Origin of the sequence: Streptomyces sp. A0642 (genome assembly GCF_004795105.1) — a bacterium.
Classification (GTDB): Bacteria; Actinomycetota; Actinomycetes; order Streptomycetales; family Streptomycetaceae; genus Streptomyces.
Window position 1 is genome coordinate 298,655 of record NZ_SSBL01000005.1, and the last position, 21,622, is coordinate 320,276.

The 21,622-nt window shown below is 73.2% G+C and carries 21 protein-coding genes and 1 pseudogene; 15 read left to right on the plus strand and 7 right to left on the minus strand.

From position 1 onward, the window contains the following. Positions 1-75: 75 nt before the first annotated feature. Positions 76-1,446, minus strand: a complete 1,371-nt coding sequence (locus E6R60_RS12980) for an MFS transporter (protein WP_136326787.1) — start codon at positions 1,444-1,446, stop codon at positions 76-78. A gap of 159 nt (positions 1,447-1,605) precedes the next feature. Between E6R60_RS12980 and E6R60_RS12985 the strand changes: the two genes are divergently transcribed. Beyond that, a complete protein-coding gene (locus E6R60_RS12985) occupies positions 1,606-2,253 on the plus strand; it encodes a TetR/AcrR family transcriptional regulator (protein WP_136326648.1) in 648 nt (215 codons plus the stop codon). Here E6R60_RS12985 and E6R60_RS12990 read toward each other — a convergent pair. Next, entirely contained in the window at positions 2,223-2,984 is a 762-nt protein-coding gene (locus E6R60_RS12990) for a helix-turn-helix transcriptional regulator (protein ID WP_136326649.1), read from the minus strand. The two genes, E6R60_RS12985 and E6R60_RS12990, sit on opposite strands and share 31 nt — an antisense overlap. Positions 2,985-3,061: 77 nt before the next feature. Between E6R60_RS12990 and E6R60_RS12995 the strand changes: the two genes are divergently transcribed. The 6 genes from E6R60_RS12995 (at position 3,062) to E6R60_RS13020 (ending at position 8,921) form a co-directional block, all read left to right on the plus strand. Further along, positions 3,062-4,294 carry an MFS transporter gene (locus tag E6R60_RS12995; RefSeq protein WP_136326650.1) on the plus strand — a complete coding sequence of 411 codons (1,233 nt, stop codon included), beginning with the start codon at positions 3,062-3,064 and terminating at the stop codon, positions 4,292-4,294. Positions 4,295-4,389: 95 nt separating this feature from the next. Continuing rightward, on the plus strand, positions 4,390-4,875 hold the full coding sequence (locus E6R60_RS13000) for a peroxiredoxin (protein WP_136326651.1): 486 nt from the start codon (positions 4,390-4,392) through the stop codon (positions 4,873-4,875). A gap of 104 nt (positions 4,876-4,979) precedes the next feature. After that, positions 4,980-5,489 carry an NfeD family protein gene (locus E6R60_RS13005; protein ID WP_136326652.1) on the plus strand — a complete coding sequence of 170 codons (510 nt, stop codon included), beginning with the start codon at positions 4,980-4,982 and terminating at the stop codon, positions 5,487-5,489. Positions 5,490-5,566: 77 nt separating this feature from the next. Beyond that, positions 5,567-7,003: a flotillin family protein gene (locus tag E6R60_RS13010; RefSeq protein ID WP_240802528.1), complete on the plus strand. Its 1,437-nt coding sequence runs from the start codon at positions 5,567-5,569 to the stop codon at positions 7,001-7,003. 197 nt (positions 7,004-7,200) lie between these two features. Further along, on the plus strand, positions 7,201-7,671 hold the full coding sequence (locus tag E6R60_RS13015) for a TrkA C-terminal domain-containing protein (RefSeq protein WP_136326653.1): 471 nt from the start codon (positions 7,201-7,203) through the stop codon (positions 7,669-7,671). A 2-nt stretch (positions 7,672-7,673) separates the two neighbouring features. Continuing rightward, positions 7,674-8,921, plus strand: coding sequence for a cation:proton antiporter (locus tag E6R60_RS13020; RefSeq protein WP_136326654.1), 1,248 nt, complete (start codon positions 7,674-7,676; stop codon positions 8,919-8,921). Between the two features lie 90 nt (positions 8,922-9,011). Here the strand turns inward: E6R60_RS13020 and E6R60_RS13025 are convergent, their stop codons facing one another. Further along, a complete protein-coding gene (locus E6R60_RS13025; RefSeq protein WP_136326655.1) occupies positions 9,012-9,659 on the minus strand; it encodes a class I SAM-dependent methyltransferase in 648 nt (215 codons plus the stop codon). 291 nt (positions 9,660-9,950) lie between these two features. Between E6R60_RS13025 and E6R60_RS13030 the strand changes: the two genes are divergently transcribed. After that, the gene (locus E6R60_RS13030; RefSeq protein ID WP_136326789.1) at positions 9,951-10,379 is read left to right on the plus strand and encodes a nitroreductase family deazaflavin-dependent oxidoreductase; all 429 of its coding nucleotides are present in this window, start codon (positions 9,951-9,953) and stop codon (positions 10,377-10,379) included. 19 nt (positions 10,380-10,398) lie between these two features. Here E6R60_RS13030 and E6R60_RS13035 read toward each other — a convergent pair whose 3' ends face one another. Together E6R60_RS13035 and E6R60_RS13040 are read right to left on the minus strand one after the other, a co-directional pair. Then, positions 10,399-11,943 (minus strand): MFS transporter, encoded by a 1,545-nt coding sequence (locus tag E6R60_RS13035; protein WP_136326656.1) that lies wholly within the window; start codon positions 11,941-11,943, stop codon positions 10,399-10,401. A 208-nt stretch (positions 11,944-12,151) separates the two neighbouring features. Continuing rightward, entirely contained in the window at positions 12,152-13,237 is a 1,086-nt protein-coding gene (locus E6R60_RS13040; protein ID WP_136326657.1) for a helix-turn-helix domain-containing protein, read from the minus strand. A 301-nt stretch (positions 13,238-13,538) separates the two neighbouring features. Here E6R60_RS13040 and E6R60_RS13045 point away from each other — a divergent pair. Then, positions 13,539-13,889, plus strand: a pseudogene (locus E6R60_RS13045) (hypothetical protein); the annotation flags it as partial. A gap of 172 nt (positions 13,890-14,061) precedes the next feature. Next, positions 14,062-16,038 carry an NAD(P)-binding protein gene (locus E6R60_RS13050; RefSeq protein ID WP_136326658.1) on the plus strand — a complete coding sequence of 659 codons (1,977 nt, stop codon included), beginning with the start codon at positions 14,062-14,064 and terminating at the stop codon, positions 16,036-16,038. Between the two features lie 144 nt (positions 16,039-16,182). Here the strand turns inward: E6R60_RS13050 and E6R60_RS13055 are convergent, their stop codons facing one another. Further along, positions 16,183-16,764 (minus strand): hypothetical protein, encoded by a 582-nt coding sequence (locus E6R60_RS13055; protein WP_136326659.1) that lies wholly within the window; start codon positions 16,762-16,764, stop codon positions 16,183-16,185. Between the two features lie 147 nt (positions 16,765-16,911). Here E6R60_RS13055 and E6R60_RS13060 point away from each other — a divergent pair, with 147 nt between their 5' ends. From E6R60_RS13060 to E6R60_RS13075, 4 genes are all read left to right on the plus strand, one after another. After that, positions 16,912-17,457 (plus strand): PadR family transcriptional regulator, encoded by a 546-nt coding sequence (locus E6R60_RS13060; RefSeq protein ID WP_136326660.1) that lies wholly within the window; start codon positions 16,912-16,914, stop codon positions 17,455-17,457. A 225-nt stretch (positions 17,458-17,682) separates the two neighbouring features. Beyond that, complete coding sequence (locus tag E6R60_RS13065; protein WP_136326661.1) at positions 17,683-18,771, plus strand: LLM class flavin-dependent oxidoreductase; 1,089 nt, start codon at positions 17,683-17,685, stop codon at positions 18,769-18,771. A 2-nt stretch (positions 18,772-18,773) separates the two neighbouring features. Further along, positions 18,774-19,427: an FMN reductase gene (locus E6R60_RS13070; RefSeq protein WP_136326662.1), complete on the plus strand. Its 654-nt coding sequence runs from the start codon at positions 18,774-18,776 to the stop codon at positions 19,425-19,427. Between the two features lie 131 nt (positions 19,428-19,558). Beyond that, positions 19,559-19,981: a universal stress protein gene (locus E6R60_RS13075; protein WP_136326790.1), complete on the plus strand. Its 423-nt coding sequence runs from the start codon at positions 19,559-19,561 to the stop codon at positions 19,979-19,981. A 151-nt stretch (positions 19,982-20,132) separates the two neighbouring features. Here the strand turns inward: E6R60_RS13075 and E6R60_RS13080 are convergent, their stop codons facing one another. Then, positions 20,133-20,537, minus strand: coding sequence for a hypothetical protein (locus tag E6R60_RS13080; RefSeq protein WP_136326663.1), 405 nt, complete (start codon positions 20,535-20,537; stop codon positions 20,133-20,135). A 141-nt stretch (positions 20,538-20,678) separates the two neighbouring features. On the opposite strand from E6R60_RS13080, the gene E6R60_RS13085 reads away from it, so the two are divergent. Next, positions 20,679-21,578 (plus strand): hypothetical protein, encoded by a 900-nt coding sequence (locus E6R60_RS13085; protein ID WP_136326664.1) that lies wholly within the window; start codon positions 20,679-20,681, stop codon positions 21,576-21,578. Positions 21,579-21,622: the final 44 nt, after the last annotated feature.

Consider the following 21,622-nt stretch of genomic DNA (forward strand, 5'->3'; position numbering starts at 1 on the left):
CTCCCGCAGCTTTCGGACCGGGCCCGGCCCCCTGCGGCGGGCCCGGTCGACGGCAAGGCCCGGCCGCCACCCGGCTCAGTGCACCGGCATCGCGCCCCCCGTCTCCGGCTTCCCCCGGGGCACCAGCACCGCGGACACCGCGGCGCAGCCGCCCGCCGCCACCGCGCACACGAGGAAGGCGTCCGCGAAGCCGGTCACCGTGCCCGGGGCACCGCCGATTCCCGCGGCGGCCACGGTGGACACGACCGCGACGCCGATCGAACCGCCCACTTCGTGGAAGGTGTTGACCACCCCCGACGCGAGGCCCGCCTCCTCGTGCGCGACCATGCCCAGCGCGGTCGTGGTGGCGGTGACGAACACCGCCCCGAGACCGAACGCGGCCACCGCGAGACCCGGCAGCAGCACCCCGTACACGCTGGTGTCCGCGCCGATCCGGGCCGGCGGGACGCAGCCGGCGGTGGCGATCACCATCCCGCCGACCGCGGTGGCCCGGCTGCCCACCGACGTGACGAGCCGCGCGCCCAGGTGCGCGCCGGCGCCGACGGCCACCGCCACCGGCAGGAAGACGAGCCCGGTGCGCAGCGCCCCGAAGCCGCGGACGTGCTGGAGGTAGACCGAGCCGAGGAAGAAGAACGCGATCAGCAGTCCGGTGGCGATCAGCATCAGGAACGCGCCGGCGAGCACCGGGCGGCGGGTGAACATCCGCAGGTCCATCAGCGGTTCCCGGGCCACCCGTTCCACCGCCGCGAACCCCGCGTACAGCACCACGGCGGCGACGAGCGGCAGCAGTGTGGCGGGGGCACTCCAGCCGCCGTCCCCTGCCTTGACCAGTCCGTAGATGAGCGCACCGGTGCCGCCCGTGACGAGCACCGCCCCGGGGGCGTCGAGCCGGGCGGCCGCCGGCTGCGGCGCGCGCGGCGGTACGAGGACGGGGACGGCGGCCAGCAGGGCCAGGCCGACGGGCACGTTGACGTAGAAGACCCAGCTCCACCCGGGTCCGCCGGTCAGCGCGCCGCCCACCAGCACGCCGATCGCCGAACCGGTGCCGCCGATCGCGGCCCACACCCCGAGCGCCCTGGTGCGGGCGGCGCCGTGGAACGAGGTGGTGACGAGCGACAGGGCCGCCGGGGACAGCAGTGCGGCGCCCACGCCCTGCGCGACCCGGCCGCCGAGCAGCACCGGCGCGCTGCCCGCGAGCCCGGACACCAGGGAGGCGGCGGTGAAGACGGTCAGACCGGCGAGGAGGGTGCGCCGGGCTCCGAGAGCGTCGGCGAGGCGCCCGCCGAGCAGCATCAGCCCGCCGAAGCAGAGGGTGTACGCGGTGACCGCCCAGGTCATCGCGGTGCGGCCGAGGTGCAGGTCCGCGGCCATGTCGGGCAGCGCGACGTTCACCACGGTGACGTCGAGCACCAGCATGAACTGGGCCGCGCAGATGACCGCGAGCATGGCGCCGGGGCGGCGGACCGCCGGCGGGGGGAGGTGTCGGCCGGGCCCGTGGGCAGGCGCGGCGGCCTTCGATGGGGTGTCGTGAGTCATGAACTGAACTGTACGGCTCAGTACAGGTGAACTCAACTGTACAGTTCAGGCCATTGCTAGCATCGGCTCATGGACATCAAGCCCCGCCCCGCAGGACCGCGCGCCGAGGCCAAGCGGCGGGCCATCCTGAAAGCGGCCCGCGAGGCGTTCCTCCGGGACGGGTTCGGCGTGGCCATGGACGCCATCGCCGCCGGAGCGGGCGTCTCGAAGGTCACCGTCTACAACCACTTCGCCAGCAAGGAAGCGCTGTTCACCGCCGTGGTCGCGGGGGCGCTCGACGAGCCGCTCGACGGCGCGTCGGCGACGGCGCTCGCCGCCCTCGCCGACGCACCCGATCTGCGGGCAGCGTTCGTCGACGCGGCCAGGACCTGGGTGGCGGCCGTCCGGGGCAACGCCGATGTCATCGCCCTGCGCAATCTGGTGGCCGCCGAGCTGCACCGCTTCCCGGAGCTCGCGCGGGCCTGGCAGGACCACGGCCCCGAGGGTCACCACCCCGCCGTGGCCGAAGCCCTGCGCGATCTGGCCGGCTGCGGCCGGCTGGTCGTCCCCGACCTGGAGACGGCGATCATCCAGCTGTACGCGCTGCTGGTCTTCCCGCACCTGGTCTTCGGCTCGTACGGGACGACGATCGACGACGACGCCACCGAGCGGCTGATCACGCACGGGGTGGACATGTTCCTGGCCTATTACGCCGCGCCGGTACCGCCCGCCGCGTAGGAGCCGGGCGTGGTGCCGAACGCGTGCCGGAACGACTGGATGAACGCGCTCGGCCCGCTGTAGCCGCACGCCGCCGCGACGGCGGTGACCGAGCCGCCCGACGCCAGCAGCGTCAGCGCGTGGTGCAGCCGCAGCTGGGTGCGCCACTGCGGGAACGACATACCGGTCTCGGCGCGGAACAGCCGTGACAGGGTGCGGGACGCCGAGCCGACGGCGGCGCCCAGCTCGGTGAGGGTGCGCCCGTCGGCGGGGTCGTCCCGCAGGATCCGGGCGATGTCCCGCAGCCGGGCGTCGGCCGGTGACGGCAGGCAGACCGCGAGCGGCTCGACCCTGCGCAGCTGGTCGAGTGCGACCCGCTCCAGATTGCGCCGCTGCCGCGCGTCCCCGGTCAGCTCCGTGTCGTCCGTCAGACAGGCCACGACCTCGCGCAGCAGCGGGGTCACGGCCAGCACGGTCGGTCGGTCGAGCCGCAGGGGGTTGTCCCGGGGACCGAAGGAGAGCGCCCGCAGCTCCGTCGGCCCGAAGGCCAGATGGGCATGGACCACTCCGGCCGGGATCCACACCGCCCGGTGCGGCGGCACGGCCCACACCCCGAGCGGCGTGGACACCTCCAGCACCCCGCGGGACGGGCAGACGAGCTGGTGCTCCAGATGGTGGTGGCGCTCGATGCGCTCCCGGTGCGCGAGCGGCACCCGGGCGGGCCCGTGGAGCACGCGGCAGGTTGTCGACATGGGTCGGCAGAATATCGATAGCCCGCTGATCCCCGCAGCCGGAATCCTCGGAGGGACCCCAGCAAGGAGCCCCTGAGATGACCGGTCCGACGGCCCGACCGACCCCGCCCGCCGACGCCTCGCCCCCGGCCCCGGCCACCTCGCGACGACCGCCGCCCGCGTCCGCGTGGCGCCGGATGCGGATGTGGGGCGTGGCGCACGCCGCGGACGACCTGTACCAGGGGCTCGTCCCCGCCTGTGTCCCGTACTTCGTGCTGGACCGCGGTTACAGCTACGTCGCCGCTTCGGGGCTCACCCTCGCGGCGGCGCTGGGCAGTGCGGTTCCGCAGCCCTTCATCGGCATCGCCGTGGACCGCTACCGGCTGAGCAGGATGGCCCCGGCCGGACTGGCCGTCGCGGGCATCGGCCTGGGCCTGTCCGGGCTGGTCCGGCCGTACGCCGCGGTGTGGCTGCTGATCCTGCTGTCCGGACTGGGCGTGGCGATGTTCCATCCGGCGGCCGGCAAGGCGGCCCGCGAGGCGGCCGGGGACAGCGCGTCCGCGATGAGCGTCTTCGCCGCGGGCGGCAGCGTGGGCTTCTTCCTCGCTCCCGTCCTGGCGACGCCGGCCCTCGTCGCGATGGGGGTCGGCGCCACGGCGCTCTTCATCCCGCCGGCCGTCCTGATGGCTTTCGTCCTGCTCCGGCACCGCCCCGCCGCGACCGCGGTCCGCGCGGCCGCGCGGGCGGGGCGGGACCGGTGGGGGCCGTTCCTCGTCCTGACCGGCATCGAGGTGGTGCGGTCGGTGGCGTTCTTCGGCGCGATCACCTTCATCGAACTGTTCTGGATCCGCCATCTGCACTCCGGCCGGGGGCTCGCGGGGGTGGCGCTCGCCTGCTTCCTCGTCGGCGGGGTGGCCGGGACGCTGCTCGGCGGCCGGATCGCCGACCGGACCGGCATGGTCCGTACGGTCCAGCTCGGCGCCCTGATGACCGTACCGGCGCTGATCGCCCTGCGGCTGACCCCCGGCACGGTCCTGCCGCTGCTCTTCGCGATCCTGTCGGGGCTGGCCCTGAACATCCCGTTCGCCGTCCTGGTCAAGCTCGGCCAGGACTACCTGCCGGGCCGCCCCGGCACCGCGGCGGGCGTCACGCTCGGCCTCGCCGTCAGCGTCGGGGGCCTGATCGCACCCGCGCTCGGCGCCGCGGCGCAGGCGTACGGCCCGCAGGGCGTGTTCACGATCCTGTGCGCGATCCCGGCCCTCGCCCTCGTGCTCGGCCTGTTCCTGACGGAGCCGGACGGCCAGGCCTGCTCCCCCCGCCCGCCGGGGTGAACACGGCGGGCAGGACCGAGCATGCTGTACGGAGCACGGGCGGCGCCCTCGGGCACCTGGGACGCCCTCAACTTCCGTACACCTAAGGACACCGCATGGCAGCGTCACTCCAACTCGGTCAGTCAGTCCCTGACTTCACGCTGGCGGGAGGCGTCCTGGAAGAGGGCTCCTTCGAACGCCGCGACTACACGCTCTCCGCCGCGCGCGGCCGCGCCCTCGTCCTCGCCTTCTACCCCGGGGACAACACCGCCGTGTGCACCCGGCAGCTCTGCTCGTACTCCTCCGGCATGGAGATCTTCGAGGGGCTCGACGCCGAGGTCTGGGGAATCAGTCCACAGGATGTGGACAGCCACGAGGCGTTCGCCCGCGGCCATGGGCTGCGCATGCCGCTGCTGGCGGACCCGGACCGGGCGACGGCCCGCGCGTTCGGGGTGGCCGCGCCCGGGATCGGGGTGCGGCGGGCGGTGTTCCTGATCGACGCCGGCGGGGTGCTGCGCTGGAAGCACGTGGCGCTGCTGGGTGCGACGTTCCAGTCGCTGGACACGCTCGCGGGCCATCTTTCCGGCATCGGCGGAGCCTAGAAGACTGCCGGGTCCCGGCAGTGTCGGCGCGCCGGCATGTATGGGACCATCCAGCCAGTTCGACGGAAATGTTCGGGGGGTCCGCAGCCGGGGAGGGCGATCACGTGACCTTGTTTCTCGGTCTCGGCCTTGCGGGAATCGCGCTTCTCGCCCTGTCCCTGATCTTCGACGGAATCCTCGAAGGACTCTTCGGGGGCTTGCTGGAAGGTCTCTTCGGCGGGCTGGTCTCCCTTCCGGTGGTGGCGGGTTTCCTCTCCATGCTCGGATTCGGCGGCGCCATCGTGCTCGGCACGACCGGCGCCGGCCCGGTCGCCGCCACGGCCGCCGGGGTGCTCGCGGGGCTGGTCGCGGCCTGGCTGACGCTCAGGTTCAGCCGGGCGCTGATGCGGGATCAGACCCATGCCACGCCCCGGGACGAGGACCTCATCGGCACCTCCGGTTCCGTGGTCACGGCCATTCCGGCCGACGGCTACGGGGAGGTGCTGCTGCGCCTCGGGGGCCAGATCGTGAAGCTCGCGGCGAAGAGCCCGGTACCGGTCGCGCGCGGCGCCGAGGTCTGGGTCGAGGCCACGCTCTCCACCACCTCGGTCTCGGTCCGTCCCGTCGAACGCTGAACCGGCACACCGCCGGCACACCACCGCTCGCCACAGAACTGCCGTCCCCGTCCCGGGAGGCAGAGGGGGACAGCCTCATGAGTCCAGTCCTGATCGCCATCGTCGGAGTCGTCGTACTCCTCTTCCTGCTCGCCCTCGCCGTCATCACCCGCTACAAGGTCGCGGGGCCCAGCCAGGCGTTCATCATCACCGGCCGCCGCGGCAAGAAGTCCGTGGACCCGGTGACCGGGCGGGCCAGCATCGACAACAGCGGGCAGAAGGTCGTCGTCGGCGGCGGCGTCTTCGTCGTGCCCTTCGTCCAGCAGAAGTTCACCCTGGACCTCTCCAGCCGGCACATCCCCGTCGCCGTGCGCGGCGCCGTCACCCTGCGCGGGGTGAAGTCCCACCTCGAAGGCGTCGCGATCGTCAAGGTCGGCGGCAGCGAGGACGCCATCCGGGCCGCCGCCCAGCGTTTCCTCCGCCAGCAGGACGGGATCGTCGGCTTCACCCAGGAAGTGCTCTCCGGTGCGCTGCGCGCCATCGTCGGCCGGATGTCGGTCGAGGACATCATCCGCGACCGGGCCGCGTTCGCCGGTCAGGTGGCGGAGGAGGCCGAGGCGAGCCTGTCGGGTCAGGGCCTGATCCTGGACGCCTTCCAGATCCAGGACATCACGACCGAGGGCTCCTACCTCGAGGACCTCGGACGCCCGGAGGCCGCCCGCGCCAAGCAGGAGGCGGACATCGCCGAGGCGAACGCCCGCCGCGCCTCCGAGCAGGCCCGGCTGAAGGCGGCCGAGGAGATCGCCATCGCCGAGCGGACGTTCAACCTGAAGCAGGCCGAGATCAAGGCCGAGACGGAAGCGGCCGCCGCGCGGGCGAACGCCGCGGGCCCGCTCGCCGAGGCCGCCCGTCAGCAGGAGGTCCTCCAGGAGCAGGAGAAGGTCGCCGAGCGCCAGGCCGCCCTGACCGACCGTGAGCTCGACACCAAGGTCCGCAAGCCCGCCGACGCCGCGCGCTACCAGGCCGAGCAGGAGGCGGAGGCCCGGCGCATCGCCCAGGTCAAGGAGGCCGAGGCGGACGCCGAGCGCTCCCGGCTGACCGGTCAGGGCGAGAAACTGCACCGCTCCGCGCTCGCCGACGCCGTCCGTATCGAGGGCGAGGCCGAGGCGGCCGCCATCGCCGCGCGGGGCGCCGCGGAGGCCGAAGCCATGCGGAAGAAGGCCGACGCCTTCCAGCAGTACGGCGACGCGGCCGTCCTGCAGATGCTCATCGAGGTGCTCCCACAGGTCGTCGCGAAGGCGGCCGAGCCGCTGAGCGCGATCGACAAGATGACCGTCATCTCGACGGACGGCGCCAGCCGGCTGTCGCGCACGGTCACGGACAACGTCGCGCAGGGCATGGAACTCCTCAGCTCCACCACGGGGGTCGACCTCGCCGCGCTGCTGCGCAGCCTCAAGGGCGCGAGCCCTCAGCCTGAGGTCCCGGCCCAGCACGAAGCGGCCGCGCCGAACGGAAAGATCGAGATCGGCGACTGACTCCGGCCTCCCGCAGCCGTGCCCGGCCGGTTCCGCGTCACCGGCCGGGCACGCGTGTGTGCGGGCCCGGTCCGTGCCGGGAGGGCCGGCCCCGCCCCCGTACGGAAAGGCGGCGGAACCCTCCGGATAGGGTAATGCGAAGCTAAAGAGTTGACCAAGAACGTCACGGCGCGCGCCGCGCTCCTCGGGAGGAAGCCATGGGAACCCACCGCACCACGCTGCCCGGAGTCGGCGTGCAGTACGACTACACCACCGAGTCGGGACAGCACATCTCCGTCGTCGTCCACCACGACGGCCGGCGGTTCATCGGCTTCTACGACCAGGACGATCCCGATTCCTGCCGGCTCTCCGTCCCCCTGACCCCACAGGAAGCCACCGGGCTCGCCCACCTCATCGACGCGGCGCCGATCGACGCCGTCCGGACCGAGGGCATCGACCTGGTCACCGAGCACATCCCGCTCGGTACGCGTTCCCCGTACGGCGGCCGGATGCTCGGGGAGACCCGCGCGCGGACCCGGACGGGGGCCTCGATCGTGGCGGTGCTGCGGACCCACAGCGCGCATCCGTCACCCGGGCCGGACTTCCGGCTCGCCATCGGGGACACGCTCGTCGTCGTCGGTACGAGGGAGGGCGTCGACACGCTCTCCGAGATCATTGCGGAGGGCTGACCGTGCATGACACGACCGCACTTCTGGTGGAGCTCGGCTCCGTCATCCTGGGCCTGGGGATCATCGGCCGGCTCGCCGGCCGCGTAGGACTCTCGCCCATCCCGCTGTACCTGCTGGCCGGGCTCGCCTTCGGGGAGGGCGGGCTGCTGCCGCTGGGGGCGAGCGAGGAGTTCACCGCCGTGGGCGCCGAGATCGGCGTCATCCTGCTGCTCCTTCTGCTGGGGCTCGAGTACAGCGCCTCCGAACTCGTCACCAGCCTCAAGACGCAGTACCCGTCGGGTGCCGTGGACTTCGTCCTCAACGCGACCCCGGGCGCCGTCGCCGCGCTGCTGCTGGGCTGGGGGCCCGTGGGCGGCGTGGCACTGGGCGGCGTCACCTGGATCTCCTCGTCCGGAGTGATCGCCAAGGTCCTCACCGACCTGGGCCGGCTCGGCAACCGGGAGACGCCCGTCATCCTCGGAGTGCTGGTCATCGAGGACCTGTCGATGGCCGTCTACCTGCCGCTGCTCACCGCGATGCTCGCGGGCGTCGGCTTCGCCGGGGGCAGCATCGCGCTGCTCGTCGCGCTCGGCACCGTCGGTTTCGTGCTCTACCTCGCGCTGCGGCACGGCCGGCTCATCAGCCGGGCCGTGTCCTCCGACAATCCGGAGATGCTGCTGCTCGTCGTGCTCGGGCTGACCGTCCTGGTCGCGGGGGTGGCCCAGCAACTGCAGGTGTCGGCGGCCGTCGGCGCCTTCCTCGTCGGCATCGCGCTCTCCGGCGAGGTCGCGGAGGGGGCGCGCAAACTGCTGACCCCCCTGCGGGACCTCTTCGCCGCCGTCTTCTTCGTGTTCTTCGGCCTCTCCACCGATCCCGCGGAGATCCCGCCGGTGCTCCTGCCGGCCGCGCTGCTGGCCGTCGTCACCGTCTTCACCAAGATCGCCACCGGCTGGTACGCGGCCCGGCGGGCGGGCATCGGGTCGCGCGGGCGCTGGCGGGCGGGCGGCACGCTCGTCGCCCGTGGCGAGTTCTCCATCGTCATCGCCGGACTCGCCGTGGCGACGGAGCCCCGGATCGGGCCCATCGCCACCGCGTACGTCCTCATCCTGGTCATCGTCGGGCCGCTCACCGCGCGCTGGACCCAGCCGGCGGTCGAGCTGATCCGCAAGTGGCGGGGCGGGGGTGACGGGCCGGCCGGTACGCCCGGGGCGGCCCCCGCCGAGCGGGCGACCGCTGCCCCGCAGGAGGAGCTGGCCGCGTCCGCGGACTGACCGGGCGGCACCGTCGAGCTTCGTGGGGGGCGGCGGCAGCCCGGGGCAGGCGTCCGCGCCCCTCCCGGGGCTGTGCCGCCGTGAGCGCCTTCAGTCCTTCCGGGCGAGCAGGTGGATCTCCCGGAACTGCCGCCGGTCGGTGGGCTCGGGCTCGCGCACCATCCGGGCCACCTCGGCCAGCCCGGCCGCACGCAGCAGGGCGGCGAGGTGATCGGGCCACCACCGGTAGGCGCGCGCGACCGCGTGGTCGAAGCCCTGCGACGGGTGCGAAGGGCCCTCGCTGGCGGAGAAGCCGATCAGGAGGTGGCCGCCGGGGGCCAGCACCCGGTGGAACTCCGCGAGGATCACCGGGAGATCCGGCGGCGGCGTGTGGATGACGGACCACCGTGAGAGGACCCCGCCCAGCACCCCGTCGGCGATGTCCAGCGCGGCCATGGAGCCCGTGTCGAACCGCAGGCCCGGATGGGCCTGCCGGGCCGTCTCGATCATGGCGGACGAGGCGTCGACGCCGCGCACGGAGAGCCCCGACGCGGCCAGATGAGCCGTGACGTGGCCGGGCCCGCAGCCCAGGTCCGCGACCTGGCCGTCCCCGCTCGCGCGTACCAGCTCGGCGAAGGCGCTCAGCATCGCGCGGTCCAGGGGGCGGTGGCGCAGCTCGTCGCCGAACAGCTGCGCGTAGGTGGGGGCGGCGGCGTCGTAGGCCTCGCGGGTGGCACCGAGGGCATCGTGATCGACCATGCTCGCGACGATAGTTCGCGGGGCGGCTGTCGCGGAGAGGGTTCGCAGACGCGAGTGGCGTTGGTGGCAGAAGAGGGGTGAGGGGTGGAAGTGGCGCGAGCGACCCGGCGCGCCGAGGCCCCGGGACGTGGTGTCGAACCGTCACCGAATCCCCGGAACAACGCCATGACACCCACCTTTTCCCTGTGCGACGTTTGACCGGTGACGCCTGAACCCGCACCCCTGTACGAGCCGCAGCGCCCGCCCCTGCCGACCGGCCTGCGGCGCGTCGCCACCCGGCTGCCCGTCCACATGTTCCGCGCGGGGCTCGGACCGCTGTTCCGCGGCCGGCTGCTGCTCCTCGTGCACACCGGGCGGACCACGGGCCGCCCCCGGCGGACGGTGATCGAGGTCGTCGAGTCCGCGACCGTGGACGGCCGCCGGAGCTGGACGGTGGCCTCCGGTTTCGGTCCGGACGCCGACTGGTACCGCAATCTGGTCCGTACGCCGCACGCCGCCGTGCAGGACGGGCGAAGGTTCCACGCCGTGACGGCGCACCTCCTGCCGGCCGAGGAGGGCGGAGAGGTGATGTCGCGGTACGCGTCCCGGCATCCCCGGACCGCACGCCGTCTCGCCGGCTTCATGGGGTTAGCCGTCGACGGGAGAACGGTGGACTACCACCGGGTCGGCGAGTCCCTCCCCTTCGTACGTCTCGTGGAGGGCACCGGCCCCCGCCGGTGAATCCGTGCCACCGGTCGCGTCAGGCCGGTACCGTCCCGGGCTCCGCGACCTCGTGGGGGCGGGGCACGCCCCGGCGGTAGAGCACGACCGTGACCAGCAGCCCGAGCACGAAGAAGCCCGCCGACCACCAGTACGCGGTCGAGTAACTCTCCAGCTGGGCCTGGGCGACGGCGGCCGGGGTCGGCTTGCGGCCCGCCAGGTAGCGGGTGGCGGCGCTGGTCGCCAGGGTGTTCAGCAGCGCCGTCCCGATGGAACCGCCGACCTGCTGGCTGGTGTTGACCATCGCGGAGGCCACGCCGGCGTCCCGGGGCGCCACCCCGGCCGTGGCCAGGTTCATCGCCGTGGCGAAGATCATGCCGAGCCCCAGGCCCAGGCAGATCAGCGGCGGCAGCACATGGCCGAGATAACTGCTGTTCAAATCCAGGGTGGTCAGCCACATCATGGCGGCCGCCGAGAGCCCCATGCCGAGCGGCACGATCGGTTTCGCCCCGAACCGCGGCACCAGGGTGTTCGTCGTCGTCACGGACGTCACGATCATGACGGCGACCATCGGCAGGAAGGCGGCCCCCGTGGAGACGGGCGAGTACAGCAGGCTCTTCTGGAGGTAGTACGTCAGGAACAGGAACACGCCGAACATGCCGGCGCCGGAGATGAACATGCCGAGGAACGAGGCCCCGCGGTCCCGGTCCAGCACCACGCGCATCGGCAGCAGCGGATGTGCCGCCCGGGTCTGCCACCACGCGAAGGCGGACACGAGCACCGCGCCGGCCAGCAGGAACCCCCAGGTCTGCGGCGAACTCCAGGCATGCGTCTCGGCGTTGGAGAACCCGAACACGATGCAGAAGAGACCGGCGGAGACCAGCACGGTCCCCGGGATGTCCAGCTTCGGACGATCGGCCGGCGCACCGGCCGTCAGCAGGCGCGCGCCGCCGACGAAGGCGAGGAGCGCGAACAGCAGGTTCACGTACAGGCACCAGCGCCAGTTCAGGTACTCGGTGAGCACCCCGCCGAGCAGCAGCCCCACCGCGCCGCCCGCACCCGCGATGGCCCCGTAGATCCCGAACGCCTTCGCCCGCTCCTTGGGCACGGTGAACGTCGTGGTGAGGAGCGAGAGGGCGGCCGGGGCGAGAAGCGCCCCGAACACACCCTGCAGGGCGCGGGCCAGCACCAGGATCTCGAAGCTCGGGGCGGCGCCGCCGATGGCCGAGGCGACCGCGAAGCCGACCAGACCGGTCAGGAACACCACCCGCCGGCCGACCAGGTCGGCGATGCGTCCGCCGAGCAGCAGCAGCGAGCCGAAGGCGAGGGCGTACGCCGTCACGGTCCATTGCCGGTTGCCGTCGCTGAAACCGAGGTCCTGCTGCGCGGAGGGCAGCGCGATGTTCACGATCGTCGCGTCGAGGACCACCATCAGCTGCGCGAGCCCGATCACGCCCAGCACCCACCACCGGTGGGAGGGCCCCCGCTCCTGGCCGGGCGCGTCCCGGGAGGGCCCCTCGGTGGCCACCCGCCCCTGTCGTCCGTCCTCGTCGGGTACCCCTGGCTGACGTGCATGACGGGCCATGGTGCGGATCTCCCTCACTGCACACGACACCGGAATCCCCCGAGTGATCACGCTAGACGGAGGTCGGCGTGACCGCATGCGGGGAACCCGCCGACGCACACGTGCTGCCGGAACCCGGCAGCGAGCGGGGAGCGGGGCGGGCTCCCGACCCGGCGGCGAGCGGGGAGCGGGGCGGGTTCCTGGCTTCCGGCGGCCGGGGGGCGGCGGCTCAGACCTCCTTGGCCGGCCAGTCCAGCAGCCGGGCCCCGATCACCGCGGTCTGCAGGGTGTAGCGGTGCACCGGGTCGGAGGGGTCGGAGCCGGTGAGCTGGTGGATCCGCTCCAGCCGGTACGTCAGCGCCCGCACGCTCAGCGCCAGCCGCCGGGCGGTCTCGGCCGCGACACAGCCCGCGTCGAAGTACACCGAGAGCGTCTTCAGCAGCGGCTCCGCGCCGCCCCGCGCCTGCTGGAGCGGGCCGAGTTCGCTGCGCACCAGATCGGCCATCGCCTGCCGGTCCCGGGTCAGCACCGGGTAGACCAGCAGGTCGGCGGCGTACAGCACGGGGTCTTCCATGCCCATCCGGTCCGCCAGGTCGAGTGCGTCGAGTGCCTCGTCGTACGACTGGACCACGCCTCCGGGCCCCCGGTGGGCCCGGCCGACCGCCACCCGCCCGCCGTCCGTCGCCGCGTGCGCCTGCTTGGCGAAGTACCGCAGGACGTCGGGCTGGCTGCCGGGCGCGATGCAGATCAGCCGGCCGTCCTTCGTCGTGAGCAGGATCTTGCGTCCGCTGAACCGGCCCAGCAGCGCCGACTCCACCTGCCGCGGGACGGTGTCGGTCTCGGTGTACGCCTCCGGGCCCGCCGCCACCGCGACGGCGTGGGCGCGGGAGAGCCGCAGCCCGAACCGGGTGGCGCGCTCGGCGAGCCGGCCCAGGTCGCTGCGGCCGTACAGCAGATCGTCGATGAACTCCCGGCGCGCCGCCTCCTCCCGCCGCACGGTGAGGCGCTGGGCCCGCTCGAAACCCTCGGCGAACGCGTCGACCGTCTGCTCCACCGCCGCCAGCACGCTCTCGGTGGCCGCGGCGGTGGCGGCCGCGGCCACTCCGGGGACGGCGGCCGGCCAGGTGGTGCGGGTCGCGGCCAGATGCATCCGGACCAGCGCGCGCAACTGGTGTCCGGCCTCGGCGGCCTGCCTGCCGAGGGCACGGCGGGTGTCGAGTTCCTCCCGGGTGAGCCGCCGGCCGGTGACGGCCACCTCGGCCAGGATCTGGGCGTAACCGTCCAGAAAACTCTCCGGAATCACCGGTTCCGCCACGCGCCCGCCCCTCTGCCGACTCCGCTCCGATATTCGCACAACGCCGAAGCGCGCATGCCGGTGCCCGGCATGGAGCACGGAGAAAGGCTGCCGGATTCCGGCAATGCGGCCGACCGGGGGGTGCTGACACGATCCTGTCAGCACCAACCGGGGGTCCACGGGGGAACACGGGGGTGCAGGGGGGCGGGGGAAGACCCGGTTGCCGCGGTGCCGTTGGGACGGCGCCGCGGCTCCGGGGCTCACCACGCGACCCGCGACACGCTCCGGCCGAGCCGCAGGCCGGGGGCAGGGGGGTGGACCGATGCAGGAGTTCCTGACCGCGACCCGGACATTCCCGGCCGTGCTCTTCTCCGCGGCGCTGGTGGTCGTCATCGCCTTCTGGCTGCTCGTCCTGACCGGTGCGGCCGACCACCACTCCTTCGACGCCGACCTAAACACCGACCTCGCCGGGATAGGAGGCGTGCCCGTCGCCGTCTCCGTCTCCGTGATGGTGGCCGTCGGCTGGTTCACCGCGTCGACCGGCTCGGTCCTGCTGCACCACAGCCGCACCACGGGGACCATGCGGGCCGCACTCGCCTTCGGCGTCCTCGCCGGGGCGCTGCTGGCCGCCTGGGCCGTGGCGTGGCTGCTGGTGCGCCATGCCCGCCGGTTTAGCTGCCACTGATCGGCGACAGCCTCGCCAAGCAACTCGGCACCGCCGACGCGGGCCGGCCGGCGTGCGCCTCCCGGCCGGCGCCCCACCCGAGCCCCCCCCGACCCCGGCTCCGGGACTCGGGCGGACCGCTGACCGTACCGATCACCCGAAGAGAGGCAGCGGACAAGGCATGCTGGGACACGTGCCTCCCCTTCCCCAGCAGCCCCAACGCCCTCCGTTCTCCGGCCACATGGTCGTCTGTGGCGACGACGCGCTCGCCCAGCGGCTCGCCGTCGAGCTGCGGTACGTCTACGGGGAGCGGGTCACCCTGGTCGTGCCACCGGAGCCGGGCGCGGCCCGGCCGGAACTGCCGCTCACCGGGCGCGGCCGGGCGGCCGCCCTCTTCGGCCGCATGTCCTCGGCGATGAACAGCCGCAACGGGGGCCTCGCGCACGGCGGCACGGGGGACGGGGACACCAACGCCGGGGTGGAGGCGGTACGCATTCTGCAGGCGGCGGAGCCCTCCGACGAGGCGCTCGAGGAGGCGGGCATCGACACGGCCGCCGCGGTGGCCCTCGTCTACGACGACGACGAGCGCAACATCCGGGCCGCGCTGACCGCCCGCCGGCTCAACCCCCGCGTCCGGCTGGTGATCCGGCTCTACAACCGCAAGCTGGGCCAGCACCTGGAGACCCTGCTCGACCAGGCGGCCGCCGTGGCCTCCCCCGGGCTCGGCCCGGCCGCGCTCGACGCCTCCACGACGGTCCTGTCCGACGCCGACACCGCCGCTCCGTCCCTCGCGGCCACCGCGCTCGCCGGATCCACCAAGGTGATCCGCGCGGAGGGCCTGTTCCTGCGGGCGGCCGAACGCACCCCGCCCAGCGACGGCCAGGTCGCCGACCCCGGCCTGTGCACGCTGGCGCTCCTCTCCTCCACCACCCACGACCCGGCCGGCACCGAGGGCTCCGACAGCAGCGGCGCCGAGGGGCCCCAACTCCTGCCCGACCAGGCGCAGGTGGCCGCGGCGACGGGGCGCAGGACGGTCGTCCTGGAGACCGTCACCCAGTCGGGGCCCGCCGCTCCGAAGCCCCGGATGAGCGGCCGGAGCGCACCGCTGAGCCAGTTCTTCTCGCGGCGGCTGCGGTGGTCGGCGCTGGGCGTCGGCCTGGCGGTCCTCGGGCTCGCGATCGCGTCGTCGGTCACCACCGGCGACCACCCCCTGCACGCCGGCTACCTCACCCTGCTCGACCTGTTCGCGATGGGTGACCCGGCGATCGGCGAACCCACCGCCAGGAAGGTCATCCAGCTGCTGTCCGGTGTCGCCGGGCTGATGCTCCTGCCCCTGCTCGTGGCGGGCGTGCTGGAGGCCTTCGGATCGCTGCGCACGGCGTCGTCGCTGCGGCGCCCGCCGCGCGGGCTGTCCGGGCACGTGGTGCTGCTCGGCCTCGGCAAGATCGGCACCCGCGTGCTGGTGCACCTGCGGGAGCTGGGCATCCCCGTGGTGTGCGTGGAGGACGATCCGGACGCGCGCGGCATCCCGGTGGCGCGGCGGCTGCATGTGCCGGTGGTCCTCGGGGACGTCACGCAGGAGGGCGTCCTGGAGGCCGCCAAGATCGGGCGCTCGCGCGGTCTGCTCGCCCTGACCAGCGTCGACACGACGAACCTGGAGGCCGCGCTGTACGCCCGCTCCCTCAAGCCGGATCTGCGGGTGACGCTGCGCCTGTTCGACGACGAGTTCGCCACCGCCGTGTACCGGACCCTGCGCACGGCCCACCCGCAGGCCCTGACGCGTTCCCGTTCGGTCTCGCACCTGGCGGGGCCGTCGTTCGCGGTCGCCATGATGGGCCGGCAGATCCTGGGCGCGATTCCGGTCGAGCGGAAGGTGATGCTGTTCGCCGCCGTCGAGGTGGCGGGGCATCCGCAGCTGGAGGGCCGGACCGTGGAGCAGGCGTTCCGGGCCGGGGCCTGGCGGGTGCTCGCCCTGGACGTGGCCCCGCCCGATCCCGCACGCCCGCCGCAGACCCCCGGGGCGGGCCCGGGCGGCGGCCTCGTGTGGAACCTGCACCCCGGCTACGTACTCCAGCCCACCGACCGCGTCGTCATCGCCGCGACCCGCCGCGGGCTCGCCGAACTCCTGGGCAGACGCGAGTCGTTGACCCGGCGCTGACGCGGGTGACCCCGGTGGTCCGCTTCCTCGCGGTCCCCCCGTCGCCTCCCGGCCTCCGAGATCGTGGAGCCGCACCCGGTTGCCGAGGGGCCGAGGAAGCGCCCGAGGTGCAGGGACCCGGCGGGCCGGTCACCGGGCAGGACGTCACTCGGCGGGACGCGCGGGAGCGGCGGCGACGAATCGGGCGCGTGCGATCTCCGGGTAGCGCACGGTGAACAGGATCGGAACGACGACGCAGACGGCGGTCAGGACCGTGCGGGCGGTGCCGCTGTCCGGATGCGCGTGGTGCAGCCACACCGAGCCGGCGCCGCCGATGGTGAAGGCCGCCGCCCAGACCGCGGTGATGACCGTGTTGACGCGCAGGAACAGCGGGCTGTCCCAGTGCTCGGCCGGGACCGTGGTCCGTGCGATCCCCCTCGTGAACGGCTTGCCGATGGCGAGCGACCCCCAGGCCAGCAGGGCCAGCCACAGGGAGGACCCGGCCGAGGAGTAGTCCGTCACGAGGCCGGAGTCCGGGGCGGCGAAGGCCGCGGCGGTGCACACGGCGAAGTAGAGGGCGGCTCCGGTCTCGATGACGAGCGCGGCCCAGTCACTGCCCGCACGCCGCCGCACCACGATCAGGGCGAGGGCGAGCACCAGTCCCGCCAGCAGGGCGTACCTGATGTCGATGGTGCCGACGAGCACGCTGACCGCGATCCACGGAAGAAAGCCGCGCAAGTACGCCATGAGAAGTCCCCCTGCTTGCCTACGGACGGATGCCGGACCGCGCGGACGGTCGGCGACCGACCCGCACGCTCCTGAACTGACATGTCAAATGTAGAAGGTCACCTCATGACATGTCAATAGTGGAAGGTCGGAGGTAAAGTAATCCCCATGAGCCTTCGACACGCACTCCTCGGCCTGCTCGCGGAGGGACCGGCCAGCGGCTACGACCTGCTGGGCACCTTCCGTACGTCACTCGCGCACGTCTGGCCCGCCACCCAGAGCCAGATCTACACCGAGCTGACCAAACTGGACGCCGCCGGCCTGACCCGGGTCGCGTCCGAGGGCCCCCGCGGGCGCAAGACCTACGAGCTCACCGAAGCGGGCCGCGCCGAGCTGCGTGACTGGCTCCTGGTGGTCGCCCCGAACGGTTACCGCCGCAACGACATCCTCCTGAGGGTCTTCCTGCTCGGAGCGGTCGAGTGGGACGAGGCCCGCGACTTCGTGCACAGGCGGGCCGAGTTCGCACGCGCGCGGCATGCCGAGTTCCAGTCCACCGAGAAGGCCACGGACTGGGACGGGAGCGATCTGTCCGTCTACGGCCGGCTCACCCTGGAGTGGGGCAAGCGGTTCATGCAGATGCAGGCCGAGTGGAGCGAGTGGGCCGAGCGGGAGATCGAGGCGGCGCGGGCGGCCGAGGACGCCGGGCGGGGCTGAGTCCGGCCACCGCTCCACCCCTCCCCTCCGGCCCCGCCGCCGCCCGCCCGGCCCGGGCCGCCCCCGCACCCACCCGGCACGGGCGCCGGATCCACGGCCCGCTCCACGGCGTCGCACCCCGCCCCGGAACGGGTCCGCGTCCGGCGGAATAGGGAAGGGGGGTGCTCCGTTGTAGGGTGTGTTCAGATAGTTCAACGTTCAACCACATGCCTGGAGGCGGGCGCCATGCAGTTCGGGATCTTCACCGTCGGGGACATCACCACCGACCCGACGACCGGCACGACGCCGAGCGAGCACGAGCGGATCAAGGCCACCGTCGCCATCGCGCGGAAGGCCGAGGAGGTCGGGCTCGACGTGTTCGCGACCGGCGAGCACCACAACCCCCCGTTCGTCCCCTCCTCGCCGACGACCACCCTCGGCTACATCGCCGCCCGCACCGAGCGCATCATCCTGTCCACCTCGACGACCCTGATCACCACCAACGACCCGGTGAAGATCGCCGAGGACTACGCCACGCTCCAGCACCTCGCCGACGGCCGCGTCGACCTGATGATGGGCCGCGGCAACACCGGACCGGTCTACCCGTGGTTCGGCAAGGACATCCGCCAGGGCATCCCGCTCGCCGTCGAGAACTACGCCCTGCTGCACAAGCTGTGGCGCGAGGACGTCGTCGACTGGGACGGGAAGTTCCGCACGCCGCTGCAGTCCTTCACCTCGACCCCGCGCCCGCTGGACGGCGTCCCGCCGTTCGTCTGGCACGGCTCCATCCGCTCCCCGGAGATCGCCGAGCAGGCCGCGTACTACGGCGACGGCTTCTTCCACAACAACATCTTCTGGCCCATCGAGCACACGAAGAAGATGGTGAGCCTCTACCGGCAGCGCTACGCCCACTACGGGCACGGCACCGCCGAGCAGGCCATCGTGGGCCTCGGCGGCCAGGTGTTCATGCGCAAGAACTCGCAGGACGCGGTACGGGAATTCCGTCCGTACTTCGACAACGCACCGGTCTACGGGCACGGGCCGTCGATGGAGGACTTCACCCAGCAGACGCCGCTGACCGTGGGCTCCCCGCAGGAGGTCATCGAGCGCACGCTGTCGTTCCGCGACGCCGTGGGCGACTACCAGCGCCAGCTGTTCCTGATGGACCACGCGGGACTGCCGCTGAAGACGGTCCTGGAGCAGCTCGACATCCTCGGCGAGGAGGTCGTCCCGGTGCTGCGCAAGGAGTTCGCCGCCCTGCGGCCCGCCGGGGTCCCCGAGACCGCGCCCCTGCACCCCGCCGTCACCGCCAACGCCGCCACGAAGGAGAGCTGACCGTGTTCGCCACCGAACCGCTGAGGATCGTCGCCGTCTCGGCCGGGCTGAGCAGCCCTTCGTCGACCAGGCTGCTGGCCGACCGGCTGGCCGCCGCCACCCGGGAACGGCTGGAGGCCGAGCAGGACCGCACGGTCGACGTCCGGGTGATCGAACTGCGCGACCTGGCCGTCGACATCGCGGGCAACCTGGTGTCCGGTTTCCCGTCGGCCACGCTGGAGGAGGCCATCGGCGCGGTCGCGGGGGCCGACGGACTGATCGCCGTCACCCCGGTCTTCACCGCCTCGTACAGCGGCCTGTTCAAGTCGTTCTTCGACCTGGTCGAGAACACCGCGCTGACCGGCAAGCCCGTCGTCGTCGCGGCGACCGGCGGCACCGCCCGCCACTCGCTGGTCCTGGAGCACGCGATGCGTCCGCTCTTCGCCTATCTGCGGGCCGTCACGCTGCCGACGTCGGTGTACGCGGCGTCGGAGGACTGGGGCTCGTCGGGCGACGAGTACACGGAGGGCCTGCCGGCCCGGATCCGGCGCGCGGGCGGCGAGCTCGCGCAGGCGGTCACGGGCGGCCGGGCGGTCTCCGGGGCCTCCAAGGCCCTCGGACTGGACGACGAAGTGGTCCCCTTCGAGCGTCAGCTGGCCGATCTGCGCCTGGACTGACCTCCGGACGACCGGCCCGGAACCCACACCCAGGAAACCGTGCGTTTCGTCCGGTTTGACTACAGTTGCCGAGAAGGTGCGTGGTGCGGCATGCCGCACCACGCACGGGCATGACCGAGCTGGAGGCAGAGATGGGCAGGATCGTGGTGGGCGTGGACGGCTCCGAGTCGTCGGTCAAGGCACTGCACTGGGCCGTGCGTCAGGCCGAGCTGACCGGTGACACGGTGGAGGCCGTCAACAGCTGGGAGTACCCCGCGACCAGCTGGGCGTCCATGATGCCGGGCTTCCCCGAGGACTTCGACCCCCAGGCCCTGGCCACGGTGTCGCTGACCGAGACGCTGGAGGAGGCCCTGGGCGCCGAGGGCGCGGCGTCCGTCAGCAAGATCGTGGTGATCGGCAACCCGGCACAGGCCCTGCTCGACCGGGCCGCGGGCGCGAACCTGCTGGTCGTGGGCGCACGCGGATACAGCGGCTTCAAGGCCACCCTGCTCGGCTCGGTGAGTCTCCACGTCACCCAGCACGCGCAGTGCCCGGTGACCGTGGTCCGCGCCTGACGGCCCCACCGGTCGCCGGAGCGGGCCCGCGCAGCTGATGCGCGGGCCCGCTCCGGCAGGCCGGACGTTCTCGGTCCTCGCGAACGGCGTGGAGAACCCGGCGTGGAGAACGCTCGCTCCTCGCGCGGGAAGAACACCGTGGGGAGAACGCTCACTCCTCCCGCGTGTAGAAGAAGTAGAACGCGGCCAGCAGCATGCCGGCCCCCGTCACCACGCCGTACAGCGACGCGCTCATCACGCTCCTGCCGGTCAGGCTGCTGAGGAAGCCGATCGAGCCGCCGGTCAGCGCCCCGTACGCGGCCGCTTTGATCCCCGTCGGCAGGCGCTTCTGCACCCGGCCCAGGCCGAAGCAGAGCGCCGCGAGCACCGCCCCTGAGACGAGGCCGAGCGCCAGCTGCGTGCCGGTGAGCACACCGCCGTCCCGGACGATGGACGTCGCGTACCAGCCGAGGATCACGCCGAGCGTGACGGGAACGGCCCAGCTCATCGTGGAGTGACGCCGGACACGCGCACGTCCACGCGTGCCGCGGGCCTGCGCCGAAGCTTGTGCGGCCATGGCAGAGAGCTCCTTCCGTCGCCCCCCGCGTTCCCTCGCTTCCCCCCGCTTTCCTCAAGGGCACACCCGGTCCCGCCGCCCGGCAACTCGGATGGCCCACGGGCCGGGGCGCGGCGTCGCCATCCGCGGTTCCCTGGTGGGGTGCGGACCTACATCTCGGCGGCTCTCTCGGCGGCGTTCCTGGTGCTGCTCGCCGTCCTGGTGCCGGTGAGCGCGCTCTCCGCCTGGGTCCATCTGGAGATCGACGACACCGACCGCTACGTGGCCGCGGTGGCGCCGCTCGCCTCCGACCCCGATGTGCAGAACACCGTCTCCGACCTGATCACCGACGAGGCGATGAAGCAGATCGACGTCGGCCCGCTCCAGGACACCGTCCGCGACTTCCTCCATCAGGCCGTCCGGTCGTTCACCACCACCGACGCCTTCCAGGCCGCCTGGAACGCCGCCAACCGCACCGCCCACCAGGCGGTCACGGCGGCCCTGGACGGGGAGAGCGGCGAGAGCGTCACGATCGATCTGGCGCCCGTGACGGAGAAGGTGAAGCAGAACCTGGTCGACAACGGGGTGCCGTTCGCCGACCAGATCCCCGTCCAGCACACAGACATCCAGATCGTCTCCGCCGACCGCGCGGACCAGATGCGCCAGAGCTTCCGGTGGCTGCGGGCCGCCGGTGTGTGGCCCGCCGTCGGCACGGTCGTGTTCGCGGCTCTCGTCGTCCTGCTGGCCTGGGTGCGCGGCGGGCCGGGCCGCCGCCGCTCGGCCGTCGCCGCGCTCACCGCCACGGCCGTCGCCGGAGCCGGTTTCGCGCTCAGCGCGCTGGTGCTGCGCGGGGCGATCGCGCTGGCGCGCAACCGCGTGCTGGCCGAGGTGCCCGGGAGCGAGACCGACGGGGCGGCGGCGGTGTACGACGCGCTGACCGGCTCCCTGCGCACCACGGTGTGGATCGTCCTCGGCACGGGTCTCGCGGTGGCCGTGTGCGCGACGGCGGCACGGATCCGGGCCCGGGCCCGGCACGTGCCCCCCGCCCCGCCCGGGGCGTGACGGACCGCCCCGGCCCGACGTGCGGCCCCTGGCGGCCCGGGGAA